The sequence below is a fragment of the Microvirga makkahensis genome (assembly GCF_009830105.1).
Lineage (GTDB): Bacteria > Pseudomonadota > Alphaproteobacteria > Rhizobiales > Beijerinckiaceae > Microvirga > Microvirga makkahensis.
In genome coordinates this window covers 13,182-27,449 of sequence record NZ_WURB01000007.1, presented here as the reverse complement: position 1 = coordinate 27,449, position 14,268 = coordinate 13,182, and the positions used below count along the sequence as shown (strand labels likewise).

At 60.3% G+C, this 14,268-nt stretch carries 14 protein-coding genes and 1 pseudogene; 10 read left to right on the top strand and 5 right to left on the bottom strand.

The window, feature by feature from the left end:
* Window positions 1-18: 18 nt before the first annotated feature.
* From GR328_RS11535 to GR328_RS11520, 4 genes are read right to left on the bottom strand one after another with little or no spacing between them, the layout of a single operon-like run.
* The gene (locus GR328_RS11535) at window positions 19-1,041 is read right to left on the bottom strand and encodes a 4-hydroxythreonine-4-phosphate dehydrogenase PdxA (protein ID WP_160884682.1); all 1,023 of its coding nucleotides are present in this window, start codon (window positions 1,039-1,041) and stop codon (window positions 19-21) included.
* 35 nt (window positions 1,042-1,076) lie between these two features.
* Complete coding sequence (locus GR328_RS11530) at window positions 1,077-2,270, bottom strand: CaiB/BaiF CoA transferase family protein (RefSeq protein ID WP_246215823.1); 1,194 nt, start codon at window positions 2,268-2,270, stop codon at window positions 1,077-1,079.
* 53 nt (window positions 2,271-2,323) lie between these two features.
* Entirely contained in the window at window positions 2,324-3,850 is a 1,527-nt protein-coding gene (locus GR328_RS11525) for a malonate--CoA ligase (RefSeq protein WP_160884680.1), read from the bottom strand.
* A 50-nt stretch (window positions 3,851-3,900) separates the two neighbouring features.
* Window positions 3,901-4,695, bottom strand: coding sequence for an enoyl-CoA hydratase/isomerase family protein (locus GR328_RS11520; protein ID WP_160884863.1), 795 nt, complete (start codon window positions 4,693-4,695; stop codon window positions 3,901-3,903).
* A 265-nt stretch (window positions 4,696-4,960) separates the two neighbouring features.
* Here GR328_RS11520 and GR328_RS11515 point away from each other — a divergent pair, with 265 nt between their 5' ends.
* Window positions 4,961-5,647: a GntR family transcriptional regulator gene (locus GR328_RS11515; protein WP_160884679.1), complete on the top strand. Its 687-nt coding sequence runs from the start codon at window positions 4,961-4,963 to the stop codon at window positions 5,645-5,647.
* A gap of 124 nt (window positions 5,648-5,771) precedes the next feature.
* Window positions 5,772-6,302 carry a gamma carbonic anhydrase family protein gene (locus GR328_RS11510; RefSeq protein WP_160884678.1) on the top strand — a complete coding sequence of 177 codons (531 nt, stop codon included), beginning with the start codon at window positions 5,772-5,774 and terminating at the stop codon, window positions 6,300-6,302.
* A gap of 67 nt (window positions 6,303-6,369) precedes the next feature.
* Here GR328_RS11510 and GR328_RS11505 read toward each other — a convergent pair whose 3' ends face one another.
* Entirely contained in the window at window positions 6,370-7,644 is a 1,275-nt protein-coding gene (locus GR328_RS11505; protein WP_160884677.1) for an amidase, read from the bottom strand.
* Between the two features lie 321 nt (window positions 7,645-7,965).
* Between GR328_RS11505 and GR328_RS11500 the strand changes: the two genes are divergently transcribed.
* The 8 genes and pseudogenes from GR328_RS11500 (at window position 7,966) to GR328_RS11465 (ending at window position 13,989) form a co-directional block, all read left to right on the top strand.
* Window positions 7,966-8,133 (top strand): hypothetical protein, encoded by a 168-nt coding sequence (locus GR328_RS11500; protein ID WP_160884676.1) that lies wholly within the window; start codon window positions 7,966-7,968, stop codon window positions 8,131-8,133.
* A 69-nt stretch (window positions 8,134-8,202) separates the two neighbouring features.
* Window positions 8,203-8,529 carry a DDE-type integrase/transposase/recombinase gene (locus GR328_RS28540; RefSeq protein WP_425487035.1) on the top strand — a complete coding sequence of 109 codons (327 nt, stop codon included), beginning with the start codon at window positions 8,203-8,205 and terminating at the stop codon, window positions 8,527-8,529.
* A pseudogene (locus GR328_RS11490) lies at window positions 8,513-8,656 on the top strand (DDE-type integrase/transposase/recombinase); the annotation flags it as partial. The gene GR328_RS28540 and the pseudogene GR328_RS11490, both read left to right, overlap by 17 nt.
* A gap of 1,059 nt (window positions 8,657-9,715) precedes the next feature.
* On the top strand, window positions 9,716-10,219 hold the full coding sequence (locus GR328_RS11485; RefSeq protein ID WP_246215822.1) for a DUF3280 domain-containing protein: 504 nt from the start codon (window positions 9,716-9,718) through the stop codon (window positions 10,217-10,219).
* Between the two features lie 536 nt (window positions 10,220-10,755).
* A complete protein-coding gene (locus GR328_RS11480; protein ID WP_246215821.1) occupies window positions 10,756-11,502 on the top strand; it encodes an ABC transporter substrate-binding protein in 747 nt (248 codons plus the stop codon).
* A gap of 8 nt (window positions 11,503-11,510) precedes the next feature.
* Window positions 11,511-12,269 carry an ABC transporter permease gene (locus GR328_RS11475; RefSeq protein WP_425487030.1) on the top strand — a complete coding sequence of 253 codons (759 nt, stop codon included), beginning with the start codon at window positions 11,511-11,513 and terminating at the stop codon, window positions 12,267-12,269.
* Complete coding sequence (locus GR328_RS11470; RefSeq protein ID WP_160884673.1) at window positions 12,232-12,996, top strand: ABC transporter ATP-binding protein; 765 nt, start codon at window positions 12,232-12,234, stop codon at window positions 12,994-12,996. The genes GR328_RS11475 and GR328_RS11470 overlap by 38 nt, the downstream gene beginning before the upstream one ends.
* 12 nt (window positions 12,997-13,008) lie before the next feature.
* Complete coding sequence (locus GR328_RS11465) at window positions 13,009-13,989, top strand: quinoprotein relay system zinc metallohydrolase 2 (RefSeq protein ID WP_246215819.1); 981 nt, start codon at window positions 13,009-13,011, stop codon at window positions 13,987-13,989.
* The last annotated feature ends 279 nt before the right edge of the window (window positions 13,990-14,268 follow it).

Below are 14,268 nucleotides of genomic sequence, written 5' to 3'. Positions count from 1 at the left end.
GGGCTGGGCCCCTCACACTTACGCCGGAGCCCGCTGATGGGACGAGGCCATCTCGGCCGCAAGCAGAACGGCCGCCCGGGTGGCGCCGATATTGGCGATCCCTTGGCCCGCAATGTCGTAGGCAGTTCCGTGCGCCGGCGTGCAGATCGGGAACGGGAAGCCGCCGAGCAGAGTGACGCCGCGGTCGAAGCCCATCAGCTTCATCGCAATCTGGCCTTGGTCATGATACATGGTCAACACGGCGTCGAATGCTCCGCTCTTGGCGCGGAGGAACACGGTGTCGGCAGGAAACGGTCCGCTCGCCTCGATGCCGCGGCCCCTGGCCTCCTCGACCGCTGGCTCGATCACGTCGATCTCCTCCCGCCCGAAAGTACCTCCATCACCAGCGTGTGGGTTCAGTCCGGCAACCGCAATCCGCGGCCGTTCGAAACCAGCTCTTCGCATCGAGGAGTCGGCGAGCTGCAGGCTCCTTGAGACACGATCGTGCGTAATGAGGCTGGCAACCTGCGACAGCGGGACATGGGAGGTCACGCGGGCGTTCCACAACCTGTCGAGAATGTTGAACTCGCTTGCAGCGCCCGCTGTCCCGATCTCCTCAGCCGAAAAGCTGATCTCGTCATCGTAGGATGGATGAGCGAGCCGCATCGCCTTCTTGTTGAACGGTGTAAAGCAGACCGCATCGGCCAGTCCGCGTTTTGCCATGGCGAGGGCATGGCGGAAGTTCTTCAGAGCAAAGGAGCCTCCCTCGATGGAGGCCACGCCTTGCTCCACTGTCGCAGGATCAAGATGGCCGAGATCGATGAAGACCGGCCATGAACCCGCTTCGAGCGGATCATCGGCGGCAACGCTCCGGATATCAGGGCGAACGTCTGCAATCTCCGCTCCACGATCGAAAACTCGCCTGTCTCCGATCACGATCAGTCGAGCAGCCGCCCGTATCTCGTTGAGAGCCGCGATCTTCGCCGTTAGTTCCGGGCTAATGCCGGCCGGATCGCCCATCGCCAGGGCAATGACCGGCCTACCTTCTGATCCACTCTGCATTGCAGTTCCCCTAAGGCCGATGTTCAACCTCCGCTCTAGGCGCAGATCACGGCTCCTTCCTCTTGGAAGGCATGGATTTCCTGCTCCGAGAATCCGGCTTGCATCAGAACGTCGTGCGTATCCTCGCCATAGACGGGAGCGCCCTTGTGCACTTTGCCCGGTGTGCTGGAAAACTTAACAGGAAGGCCCAGCGTCTTGACAGGCCCAAGCTTTGAGTGCTGAACCTCGACGAGCATCTGTCGTGCGGCGGTCTGGGGATCGGCGAGAGCCTGCAGCATATCGTAGACAGGCCCGCAAGGCACACCTTTCCTGTCCAAGACTTCGAGCCAATGCGCCGCCGGCCTGGTACGGAAGCGCTGTGCAAGCTCTGCCTCCAACTCTGCCAGATGACTCATACGGTCGGCGCCGGTACGGAACCGGGGATCCTCCGCAAGATCGGGTGCCCCGATAGCCTCAAGCGTGCGCAGCCAATTCGTCTGATTGGCGCCTCCGACCACAATCCAGCCATCCGAGGCTTGGAACGCTTGGTACGGGGCATTGAGTGGATGAGCCGAGCCCATCGCCTTGGGGGCAACGCCGGTCGCCAGAGCGATAGCTGAATGCCAGTAGGTCTGTACCAGTGCCGCTTCGAAGAGCGAGGTCTCGACCCACTGACCTTCGCCGGTCTTGAGACGATGCGTATAGGCAGCGAGAATACCCATGGCTGCCAGAATTCCGGCGGTGATGTCGGAAAGCGGCGGGCCGCACTTGGCGGGAGCTCCTCCCGGTTCGCCCGTGAAGCTCATGATGCCGCTCATGGCCTGTGCCACGAGATCGAAGCCGCGGCGATCCTTATAAGGACCGGTTCGGCCAAAGCCCGAGAGAGAGCAGTAGATGAGCCCAGGATTGTCCCTCTTCAAATCTTCATAGCCGAAGCCGAGGCGCTCCATCACGCCAGGACCGAAATTCTCGACGAGGACGTCCGCAGACAGCACGAGCCGGCGCAAGACCCTCTTGCCGCCTTCCGTCTTGAGGTCAATTACTACGCCGCGCTTGTTCCGGTTCATCACCATGTAGGCCGCGGCTTCGTCACCAACCTTTGGGGGCAGCATGCGCCGTGTGTCATCCCCGTCGGGTGACTTCTCGATCTTGATGACGTCGGCTCCCATGTCAGCCAGCATGAGCGTGCAGGTCGGCCCCGCCATGACATGCGTTAGATCAATGACCTTCATTCCGTTGAGTGGGCCCATCATATCCTCGTTATTGCCAGCGGCAGGGGGGCGGCGATACAGGCGCGCCAGGGTTAGCCGGCATGGCGGCGCTCAAAGAGATCGTTGTACTGCTCGCGTAGAACGTTCTTTTGAACCTTGCCCATGGTGTTTCGCGGCAGCTCGCTCACGAAGATCACGCGTTTCGGCTGCTTGAACTTGGCGAGAGTGTCGCGAACACTCGCCATGATCTTTTCCTCGGTCAGCGCTGCGCCGGATTCCGGCACCACGAGGGCTGCCACACCCTCGCCGAAGTCAGGATGGGGTACTCCGATGACGGCGGATTCCTGAACGCCTTCGATTGCGTCAATGGCAAGCTCGATCTCCTTTGGGTAGACATTGAACCCGCCTGTGATGATGAGATCCTTGCCGCGTCCGACGATGTGGACGTAGCCACGCTCGTCGATCTTGCCGAGATCGCCCGTGATGAAGAAGCCGTCCGGGCGGAACTCGGAGGCCGTCTTCTCCGGCATGCGCCAGTAGCCCTTGAACACGTTCGGACCCTTGACCTCGATCACCCCAATCTCGCCTGTGCCCCGCACCCTCCCGGTTTCGGGATCAGCAACGCGCAAATCGATGCCTGGCAGAGGGAAGCCGACGGTCCCGGCGATCCGATCCCCATCATAGGGGTTGGAAGTGTTCATGCCCGTCTCGGTCATGCCGTAGCGCTCGAGAATCGCGTGGCCGGTGCGGGCCGCGAATTCGTCATGTGTAGATGCCAGGAGCGGGGCCGAGCCCGAGATGAAGAGGCGCATGTGAGCGACACGGTCACGGGTGAAATCGGCATGCTCCAGCAGGCGCGTGTAGAAGGTAGGGACGCCCATCATGACGCTGGCCCGCGGCAGAAGCCGGATCACCTCATCGGCATCGAACTTCGGCAGGAAGAGCATCGAGGCACGAGCAGCAAGCACCACGTTCGTCGCCACGAACAAACCATGGGTGTGATAGATCGGCAGGGCATGGAGAAGCACATCGTCAGCCGTGAAGCGCCAATAGTCGACGAGCGTCAGGGCATTCGACATCAGGTTCTGATGGGTCATCATGGCGCCCTTAGACCGCCCTGTCGTCCCCGAAGTGTAAAGAATGGCCGCAAGATCGTCGGGAGCGGCGGGATGACTCTCGAAGGTCTCGGATTGATTTCCTGCCAATTCCATGAGGCTGCCGTCACCCGCCACACCCAGCGTTGCGCTCCGACCGCCAACTTTCGCGGCAGTAGCGGCAATCTCGGTTTGGGAGGAGGGACGGCAGACAACGAGGCGCGGCTCGGCGTCTCGGATGAAATAGTCGACCTCACTCGCGGTATAGGCCGTGTTCAGCGGAAGATAGACGGCTCCGGCCCGTACGCAGGCGACATAAAGGGCGAGCGCTTCAGGTGACTTGTCGACCTGTACAGCGACCCGATCGCCGGGCACTACCCCGCAGCCTCTCAACGCATGGGCAAGACGGGCCGTGAGCGCGAAAAAGCGACGATAGGTGAACGTGCTGCCGTCCGAAGTTTCCAGGAGGACTTTGTCGGCAAACTCTGGGGGAACGTCGAAGAGCGGGAGCAGTGTCGTTCTCATAACCGGATCAGTCTGTTGGGGCGGGCAAGACGATGAAATGGGGAGCGGGCTCATTCCCCTTTGAAGCTCGGGGGGCGCTTGTTGAGGAACGCGTCGATACCCTCCCTGAAATCCTGGCTCATATAGCACATGAGGATCAGGTCCTCGCCCTCGCCCGAAGGAATCGTCGGCCGCAGCCGGCGCAGTGCTTCCTTGCAGGCTTGGAGGGTGAGTGGAGCGTGGCCCGCCACGGTGCGGGCGAGCTCCTCTGCGCGGGACATCAGGGTGTCCGTATCGTCAACGACCTCGCTGACCAAGCCGATCTGGAGCGCTTCGGATGCTTCGACCAAGCGGGCAGTGAAGATCATTTCCTTGAGCCGGGCGGGGCCGATCAAGGCCGCAAACCGGCTGTAGTTGGACATGGAAAGGCAATTCCCGAGGGTGCGGGCGATCGGCAGGCCGAAGCGTGCATTGCCGGCAGCAATCCGCAAATCGCAGCAACCCGCGATCCCGGCCCCACCGCCCGTACAGGCGCCGGCAATGGCGGCGATCGTCGGTACGCGGCATGTTTCGAGAGTCTTGAGAACCCGGTCGATCCGCGTTTCATAGCCGAGGGCGTCCTCGGGGCTGTCGAAGGCACGAAACTGCGAGATGTCCGTGCCGGCGGCAAAAGCCTTGCCGCCGGCACCAGTGAGCACCATGGACCGGACCGAGCGGTCGGCATTGACCTCAGTGCATATCTCCGCAAGGCGCTCATACATCGCGAAGGTGAAGGCGTTGCGGGCCTGAGGTCTGTTGAATGTGACGAAGGCGACCCCGTCGCGCAGCTCGTAAAGGATTTCGTCGCTCGGCATGGCGTTCGTCATCGTCGTGCTATCCATTGGCAGCCTCGATCCGCCTGTTTCATTGGTCGCTTCCAGATGCTTCATCACTGGCGCGTCGAGCAGCCTTTGGCGCCCTCGCGTAGCAGCAATCAGAAAAATCTGAATGCAAAATGCGCCAAGTGCAACTATTTAGTTTAAGCATTCGACTAAAATCTGGCATAAATGAATGCATGGCGGCTGAATCTTGACGGTGGCTGGGGCTGATGGCAGCACCAGACCCTGCAAGAAGGGGCAAGGATGAACGATCATGTTGCACGAGGAGGTCGTCTCTCGCGTCAGGCATATGCTGATGGAAGGAGAAATCCCGCCCGGAGCGCGAGTGCCTGAGCGGGAGCTATGTCTCGCTCTTGGAATTTCGCGCACGCCGCTGCGCGAGGCGCTGAAAGTTCTGGCTGCTGAGGGATATGTTGTTTTGCTTCCCAACCGGGGCGCCCGGGCGGCCAAGCTGACGCAGAAGGACATTCAGGATCTGTTCGAGGTATGCGAGAGCCTTGAGGCGGCAGCCGGCGAACTGGCCTGTCAGCGCATCACCAACGAGAAGGTTGAGCAGATTTCCGTTCTGCACAGCGAGATGGTCAAGCACTATCGGAGCAAGGACCTGCCGCAATATTATCGCTGCAACCGCCTGATTCATCAGGCGATCGTCGACGCAGCCGACAATGCGATCTTGTCTTCGCTGTACGAGTCGGTGACGACCCGCATTCGTCGGGCGCGCTTCGTGGCGCCGATGCATCCGAGCCACTGGGAGCTTGCCATTCATGAGCATGAGGCGATCCTCAATGCACTGCAGCGGCGGGACGGTGCGGGCCTTTCGCACATTCTTCGCCGACATCTGCGTCATAAGCGGGAGGCGGTCGAGCGCGCAGGTTTTGCCGAGAGCGCACAGTCCGAGGAGAAAGAAGTCAAGCCGGCGCGACGGGCAGCTGCGGGCTGATGAAAGCCTGAAACTGACTTCATGGAGCGTGTTTCGCAGGTTGCGCAGCGTCACACCACATTCGTAGCAGAAGGCCGCATGATGCGGAGCGATATCTCCGACGAATAGGAAGGGAGGGAGCGAAATGCCAATCTATGAACTTGATGGGGTAAAGCCAGAATTGCCAGAAGCAGACGCGTTCTGGATTGCTCCAGATGCTCATGTCATCGGGCGTGTCCGACTCGGACAGGACGTCGGAGTATGGTTTGGAGCCGTCGTGCGGGGGGATAACGACACGATTTCAGTGGGAGATCGCACCAATATTCAGGAAGGAGCGATGTTGCATGTGGACGTTGGATTTCCGATGGCGATCGGGGCGGATGTCACAATAGGCCACCATGCAATCGTTCACGGCTGCACGATTGGCGACAATTCACTGATTGGAATGGGCGCAACCATTCTCAATGGCGCCCGTATCGGTAGAAATTGCCTCGTTGGTGCGAATGCACTGGTCACGGAAGGCAAGGAGTTTCCTGACAATTCCCTCATTGTCGGCGCGCCGGCGAAAGCCGTGCGCACATTAGATGCGGAGGCGGCAGAGAGGTTGCGAGCGTCCGCTGCGAGTTACGTAGCGAACTGGCGGCGGTTCGCCAAAGGTTTGAAGCGGATAGGGTAGCCGGGACCTCAAGTCAGGTCGCTCAACTCTCAGGGAGCATGAGCCGGACCTGTGACTGAGCCGAGCGCTATCCGGCAGAAAGAATTTGAGCGATCGCGGCTGAAGCCGCCAAGGTGCGTGCGTCGTCACCCACCCGACCAATGACCTGGATACCAACGGGCATTCCAGATGACCCGGTCAGGCCCGGCACGTTCACGCATGGCGCTCCCAGCAGGGTCCAGACGCGATTGAAGGCCGGATCGCCGGTTTCTTGCAGCCCCTGGGGCGCTTCACCCGGCGCGCTGGGGGTTAACAGGACGTCCAAGTTGTCCAGGACATCAGCCATCTCGGCCCGTGCCTCTGCTGCTAAGACCTTGGCGCGGTCATATTCTTCGTGGGGAATAGCTACGCCGATCTGAAGGAACTCGCGCAGCTTGGCGCTGAGGCGATCCGGCATCGTCAACATCTCGGGGGCACAGGCGCGGGCTCCCTCATAGGCCATGATAGTTTTCTGCGCCTCGGACAATCCTCGCCAGGACTCCGGCAGCACCACTTCCCGAATGTTCAGCCCGGCAGTTCGCAAACGCGTGAAAGCGTCTTCCAAAACCGCTGCACTCGCCGGTTCAGCCATGCCCCATTCATGGGTTCGGGACAGGCCAATTTGCGGACGGAGTGACTGATCCTCGATGCGCAGCCCTGGCCGTCCCGAGATGACGGAGGCGAAGAGGGCTGCATCCTCCACTGTTCTGGCGAAGACGCCGACCGTATCGAGACTATCGGCAAACGGCCGCACTCCGGTGCGGTCGATCAGGCCGAGTGTCGGCTTGTAGCCGACGCAGCCGCAATAGCTCGCCGGCCGGATAACGGAGCCGGCTGTCTGGGAGCCGAGAGCCAGCGGTACCATGCCATCCGCGACGGCAGCTGCCGAGCCCGAGGAGGAGCCGCCTGGGGTCCGGCCGTGGTCATGCGGATTGTGCGTCTTGCCGGGTTGGTAATATGCAAATTCAGTCGTGACGGTCTTGCCAAGGATCAGCGCGCCTGCATGCCGTGCCAGTGCCACGCAGGCCGCGTCGCGAGCCGGGTGGAAGCCTTCGTAGATGGATGAGCCGTAACTCGTCGGCATGTCTACCGTATCGATAATGTCCTTGACCCCGATGGGCAGTCCTTTCAGCAGCCCTGTCCCGGAGCGATCGATGCGGCGCGCTGCATCGAGTAGCGTATCCGCCTCGAGATGCTGCCATGCCTGCACTGTGGGCTCGCGTTCCGCAATTCGCTGCAGACAGATGCGGACCAGGGCTTCGCAGGTCATCGTGCCATCTTCGATGCGCCTGAGGATCTCAAGGGCGGTAGGGATCTTGGTCATCGGAACCAGCTCTCAATGATTTGTCCTATCTCTACCGCTGGATGCACTCCTGACGCAAAGAGGCTGCCCAAGAGAGCCGGCGCTCGCTCTTTATGAGCTTGGTGCCCGATGGGAGCGGGGCTTATCCGAGGAGGATGAAACGGAGTAGCGCCTGGGGCGGTGACCGGCATATCAGCTGCCCTCCGGTTCTATGTCCGGTACGCATGGCAGCTTGGACAATCTGCAGCTTGCCAAAAAGCAGCGGTTGAGCCATGGAGGGCGCAAAGCAACAACATTATAGGAGGCGCCCTGGATGGCCATTCTGTCATTCAGGAGATCATCGTGCGAACACTGTCATTTCCCCTACCCGCTCGGGTCCACCTCTATCTCAACAATGTTGCCCATGCGATCTGGAGCTTCTGCCTGGCGCTTCACGAGTCTTACCTCGATGCGCGTGAGTTGAAGCTACAGGCAGAGCAACGCTACCCGTATCTCAACTTCGATCGCTAGACACGACGCTCAGGCCCACGGGCGTTCCGGCTTCGGCATCAGAGGAAAGAGTTTCGGGGCGTCGCTGTCCTGGGCTGCCTATCGACGAGCTTCCGTCCCAGGTTCCGGCGGGTCGCTGAAATCTATGTGCAGGTCGGAGGACGGTGGAAGTACCTGTTCCGCGCCGCCGAAAGGCACAAGCAGCTGATCGACCCCATTCCGTCAGATCGGTGCAATGCCGGAGCACCATATCGGCTCCTGCGCAAGGCGGTGAAAACGATGAGCGACTATCCGCCCTCGTCCATTATGATCGACAAGCTGGGGTCCTGTCCCCGAGGCCGTCCGGGCTTATGGAGGGAGGGTTGCTGTCGAAGGATGTCGTGCACCAACATCGAAGGACTCGAACAACATCGTTGAGGCCGATCATGGCGCTCTCAAGCGCCTGATCCGGCCGACCTGCGGCTTCCGGCGTATGAAAACGGCGCATGCGACGATCACAGGCTTCGAGGTGATGCGGATGTCCGCCAGGGCCACTGCCTCCTAGCAGGGTCCAGAGCGACAGGCGAAACCCGCCACGTGAACCAGCTCTCCGGACTTGCCGCCTGAGCGGCCCGTTCGACTGGGTCCATCGTACCTACTCCAAGTTACTGCAGCAGATCCGGCCGGCATCGCGCTCATGTCCGAGACGGCGCCACAGACTGCCGCCTCTCGCACCTCCCGTGGCATCGACACCACCTTTGCGACGGAACCTCCTCAAGAGGGATGGAACCCGATTCTGCGGGGCGGGTTTTTCAGAAAAACAAAATCTCCTGGACGAGATCTAGAACTTGGAGGAGCGGCAATGAAGACGGGCTTGTTTATTTCAGCGGCGAGCTTGGCCCTATTACTCACCCCCCTGGAAAGCTGGGCAGGTCCTTGCACGGACCAGATCAGTGCGTTGCGAAAGATCGTGGACAGCAGTGATGCAGGCTCTGGTCCCACGATGAGAACTGGCTCGACAACGGGTGCTACAACCGGTTCGGTGCAGCCTCAGGCAGGTGGCGGCGAGGCTGCGGTCTCCGCGACGCCGCGTCAGGTCCCACGCGCCGGAGAGGCCCCGGACACCAATGCAACCACGGCCATGAATACTGTCACACAGGACAAGGCGACATCGTCTCAGGACGTGCGCTCACAGATCCAGGGCCAAGCGACCAGCTCGCAGATCGCATCGGGTGCCATGCCCGCTCCAGATCGAGCGAAGCGGGTCGAGGCGGCTCTTAGCCGTGCACAATCGGCCGACCAAAGCGGAGACGCGAGCGGCTGCACAAGCGCGGTCAACGAAGCCAAAGGGCTTCTCGGCGTCCAATAACCGGGAAGGGTACTGAACTTCGTTCCTCGAGCCGGTAGCCGAAGATTGCCGCTAAGCGTGGCAGTCTCCATATCGCATCCGAAGCCTTTCCCCGCGCGGAGAAAGGCTTCGGGACGTTCCAGCTGCCTTCTGACGCCGTTCCCGCAGATCCTCGCCTTGAGGGATATCCTCGAGAGGAGCAATTCAGCCAAGGAGATGTGGGTTGGTAACGGCCCCTACCGAGCGTTGGCTTTCCTCGCAAAGGGACGGTGCAGCATGCATATCCTGACAGCCTTCATATTCCTGGCGCTCAGCTCTGGAGCGGCCGCGGAGGAGTTCAAAACGGTCGTGTTCGACATCGAGCTCGTCGACACCAGCCAGGCAGCCGAGCTCGGTATCAGGAATGACCAGATACAGCGACTGCAACTCGTCAGCGACGAGTTGCGTACGTTGCTCCAAGCCTCCCCGCAGATCGAACTCATCGATACCGCACCCAAGCGCGAGGACGTTACCCAGAAGGCTCCCCTGCATAAGTGCAGCGGCTGTGCCGAGGATCTGGCCAAGGATCTCGGCGCTGATCTCGTGGTCTCGGGCATCGTGCAGAAGACGTCGGACCTCATTCTGAGTTTTGCAGTGACGATCAAGGATGCACATTCCGGCAAGATCGTCCGCGGTGGACAGGCCGACATTCGCGGGAACACGGATGAGAGCTGGCTCAGAGGAATCCGCTGGCTGGTGAAGAACCGCCTTCTGGCTGAGCCGATTTCGGTAACACCATAGGAGCATGGGGAGACGAGTCCTTGGCATCGAAGTGCGGGAGCCTCCTGCTGTCCGGACCTCGATGAGGGTTCCGACAGGTCTCCGCTTGCCGGTGCGCTTGCCCCTATCCAAGCCATCCCATCCAGATTTCGAGAGTACTTCCAAAAAGTTGAAAACCGGCAAGACTGCACCAGCTTCGGTGCATGACTGCCTATCCCGGTCAAGCCGAAAAGGGGTAAGCTCATGCCCGGGGGAGAAGATGATGACACCTCGCGGGGCCGATGTTCCGCGTGCGGGACCCGACGAGAGGGAGAAGCGCTATGTTGTCGAGGCGTGAGGTTCTCCATGGGCTTTGTCTGGCGACAGCCGTTTCTCCTGAATGGGCTCGCGCAACTCCGCGCCAGGACATCAGGGTAGGGGTCCTGCCCTTCGGAACAGTGCTTTGGGAAGTCGAAACCATTCGCAGAACTGCGCTCGACACAGAAAACGGTCTCACGCTTCACCCGGTTCAGTTGGCGACGAATGACGCCGCCCGTATCGCATTTCAGGCCAGGCAGGTGGATACGATCGTCACCGATCTCCTTCTGGCGGCACGCCTTCGAAATGAGGGACGCAAGATAAAGTTCATCCCGTTCTCTACAACCGAGGGGGGTGTGATGGTGCCTGAGGGGTCCCTCATGCGGGACACAGCCGATCTCATAGGAAAGAGGATCGGAGTTGCTGGAGGGCCTCTGGACAAGAGCTGGCTCCTCCTGAAAGCGGACGTCCAGAACAGGACGGGGGTCGATTTGAGCACAGATGCTGCTCCAGCCTATGGCGCTCCGCCTCTCCTGATGAACAAGCTAGAGTCAGGCGAACTTGACGCTGCCCTGCTGTTCTGGAATTTCTGTGCCCGCCTCGAGGCCAAGGGATACCGGCGTCTCATCAGCGCCGGCGACATAGCGAAATCCTTCGGCATTGAAGGCGAGATCGCTCTGCTGGGATATGTCTTTGACGAGGCAACTGACCCAACCATTCTGAACAGCTTTGCGAAGGCTTCTGCCGGCGCCAAGCAGATCCTGGCGGATCGGGAGGATGCATGGGCCTTTATCCGTCCACTCATGAGCGCGGAGGATGAGGCAACGTTTCAGAAGCTGAAGCGCTACTTCCTCGAAGGAATCCCCAACAGGAATGCCTCCGATGAGACGGGCGATGCGGAAAAGCTCTTCAGCGTTCTCGCTAAGATAGGCGGCGAGAAGCTTGTTGGCCCGGTTCAGAGCTTTCCGAAGGGACTTTACTGGGATGTCCCACGCAACCCCCTATGAGGATGCTCATGCACAGCGGCCTCCTTCCACGGTTGTTGTCGATCCTCCTGCTCCTTCTTCTCTGGCAGCTAGTGACCACATTTCTCAGCAGTGGGGCTCTTCCACCGCCTGCCAGCGTCTTCGCCTTTGTGGTGACGGAGGCTCAGTCAGGGGACTTGGTTCATCATCTTACAGCAACGTTGAGGCGGGTATTTGCTTCTTTCTCGTTGGCAATGATCATCGGAGGGGCAATCGGAGTGGCTCTCGGCCGATCACGGGTATCCGACAGGATCCTGGATTCGTGGCTCATGATCCTGCTCAATACGCCGGCTCTCGTGATTATTATCCTATGTTATGTCTGGCTCGGCCTGTCCGAAACCGCTGCCATCGCTGCTGTGACCCTTAATAAAATTCCGAATGTTGCGGTGATCATGCGTGAAGGGGCCCGCTCTCTTGATCCTCAGATTGAGGAAATGCGGCAGGCGTTTCGGTTTGATCGGCGAACTTGGATCCGCCATGTTCTCTTTCCTCAGGTCGAGCCTTATGCGGTTGCTGCGGCCCGCTCAGGCCTCGCCTTGGTTTGGAAAGTCGTTCTCGTCGTAGAACTTCTCGGGCGTCCGGATGGAGTTGGTTACGCACTTTCCTATTATTTCCAACTGTTCAACGTAGCAGCCCTTCTAGGGTACAGTCTCGTTTTCACGACCGTTGTCCTCTTCATCGACACCGTCGTCCTTCAACCTCTCGAATCCTATGCCAGACGCTGGCGCCTTGTTCCCTCTGCGGCTTGAAATCGATCGGAAGGTTTACCGGCGCAAGGGATTGCCGCCGCTGGAAATTCTTCGCGGATTTTGCCTCGTTCTCAATCGCGTGGAGACATTGTGTCTGATCGGTCCTTCAGGTGTCGGCAAGACAACGATCCTGCGTATCCTGATGGGGCTGGACCGGGATTTCGAAGGCAGGCTCCATCCCGTTCCGCATAGGCTCTCGGTTGGGCCGGTCTTCCAGGAGCCGCGCCTGCTGCCGTGGCGCACGGTTGAGGAGAACATCCGGCTGGCGCTGCCCAGGCGTGAGCGTCACCGGCCAATCGGCGACCTGCTCGCCGATCTGAAGCTGACAGAGTGGAGGCGAAGGTATCCAGGTGAACTTTCGGGAGGACTCGCTCGCCGCGTGGCGCTTGCCCGAGCGCTTGTGATCAACCCTGCCCTGCTTGTGCTGGACGAGCCGTTCATATCTCTGGACGAACATGCTGCGGGCGATCTCCGGGCAACCGTCTTTGATCTTGTCTCCCGACATCAGATGAGTGTCCTGATGGTGACCCATAACGTTCGCGAGGCATTGGCGCTCGCGGACCGTCTGGTCCTTCTGGAATCCCGGCCTGCAGAGGTGATCGCCGAGATCAAGATTTCGACGCCGCGCAATCTTCGTACCGACACTTGGATCGAGGAAACGCTGGCGAAGCTTGCTGCGGATTACCCCCAGACTATATCATCCGGGCAAGCGCTGCTTCATCGATGATTGGCTAAGCCTATGAGCGTTATCGCGGGCCTCGCGGATCTTTATGGAACGATGGTGCGCATCGTCGGCCGCTGCGCTGTCGCCACGGGCTTCGGAGCGATGACCCTGCTCCCGCTCCCGAGCCATGCGGATCAGGCGGTTCCGCTTCCCGTTAACGAAGTTGCGCCAGGCGTCTTCGTCCATGAGGCTCCGATCGCTCTCGCGAACGAGAGCAATCTGGGGGCGATTGCAAATCTCGGTTTCGTGATAGGCCGCGATGGTGTTGCAATCATCGACACCGGCGGCAGCTTGGCCGCGGGCGAAAGACTTCTCGCAGCAATCCGGCAGCGGACTACGCAGCCAATCCGCTATGTGATTAACACCCATATGCATCCCGACCACATCCTCGGCAATGCCGCATTCAAAGCCGGCGGGGTGACCTTCGTCGGACATCAGAATCTTCCGCGGGCTCTTGCCGACCGCGAGAAGGCCTACCTGGCGGCCAATAGCGGCTTGATCGGCGCTTCGTTCAGGGGGACCGAAATCGTTCCGCCGACGCTTCTGGTTGCGGGGACGGTCGAACTCGATCTCGGCAATCGCCGGCTTCGGGTGGAGGCTTGGCGTACCGCTCACACGAACACCGACATCACCGTGCTCGACCTGGCGACCGGCACGTGGTTCCTCGGTGATCTTCTCTTCATGGGCCACCTGCCTGCCCTGGACGGCAGCCTGACGGGATGGATCCGCACCGTGAGGGACTTGCGTTCCAGACCTGCCGCCCGCGTGGTGCCTGGTCACGGGCCTTCGACGGCGCCATGGCCGGAGGCAGCGGCGCCTATGGAGAAGTACCTGACCCGTCTTGCGGATGACGTGCGGTCATCGATTCGCACGGGCCACACGATCAGCGAAGCAGCGCAGCAAGCAGCTCGGAGCGAAGCTGGCGCGTGGTTGCTTTTCAACGAGTTTAATCCTCGCAACGCGACGGCGGCGTTCCACGAACTTGAGTGGGAGTGAGAACCCGAGAACGTATTGCGGAATACGAGCCGCTTCTCACAATCGTCTCGCGGATCAGGCGAGCCAATTCAGGTATCCCGCGCCCGAGGCGCCAGTCGCTTGAAGATTGCCTCTGAGCGACGCCACGAAAATGGGTATTTTTTGGCGCGCTTGGCTCAGCAAGGCGAATAGTCGCGGATATTTAGAGATATGTCTCAGAGCAAGAGTATAGTCATAATATCGAATGTCGTTGCCAAGTCGCGTCATTGCTAGATGCACGAATTCGCCCTATGATTTTTG

What these genes read in the sequence shown, in the direction of transcription:
- GR328_RS11535 (WP_160884682.1), bottom strand. Translation starts at nt 1,041, where the DNA reads ATGCAGAGTGGATCAGAAGGTAGGCCGGTCATTGCCCTGGCGATGGGC.
- GR328_RS11530 (WP_246215823.1), bottom strand. Translation starts at nt 2,270, where the DNA reads ATGGGCCCACTCAACGGAATGAAGGTCATTGATCTAACGCATGTCATG.
- GR328_RS11525 (WP_160884680.1), bottom strand. Translation starts at nt 3,850, where the DNA reads ATGAGAACGACACTGCTCCCGCTCTTCGACGTTCCCCCAGAGTTTGCC.
- GR328_RS11520 (WP_160884863.1), bottom strand. Translation starts at nt 4,695, where the DNA reads ATGACGAACGCCATGCCGAGCGACGAAATCCTTTACGAGCTGCGCGAC.
- GR328_RS11515 (WP_160884679.1), top strand. Translation starts at nt 4,961, where the DNA reads ATGTTGCACGAGGAGGTCGTCTCTCGCGTCAGGCATATGCTGATGGAA.
- GR328_RS11510 (WP_160884678.1), top strand. Translation starts at nt 5,772, where the DNA reads ATGCCAATCTATGAACTTGATGGGGTAAAGCCAGAATTGCCAGAAGCA.
- GR328_RS11505 (WP_160884677.1), bottom strand. Translation starts at nt 7,644, where the DNA reads ATGACCAAGATCCCTACCGCCCTTGAGATCCTCAGGCGCATCGAAGAT.
- GR328_RS11485 (WP_246215822.1), top strand. Translation starts at nt 9,716, where the DNA reads ATGCATATCCTGACAGCCTTCATATTCCTGGCGCTCAGCTCTGGAGCG.
- GR328_RS11475 (WP_425487030.1), top strand. Translation starts at nt 11,511, where the DNA reads ATGCACAGCGGCCTCCTTCCACGGTTGTTGTCGATCCTCCTGCTCCTT.
- GR328_RS11470 (WP_160884673.1), top strand. Translation starts at nt 12,232, where the DNA reads ATGCCAGACGCTGGCGCCTTGTTCCCTCTGCGGCTTGAAATCGATCGG.
- GR328_RS11465 (WP_246215819.1), top strand. Translation starts at nt 13,009, where the DNA reads ATGAGCGTTATCGCGGGCCTCGCGGATCTTTATGGAACGATGGTGCGC.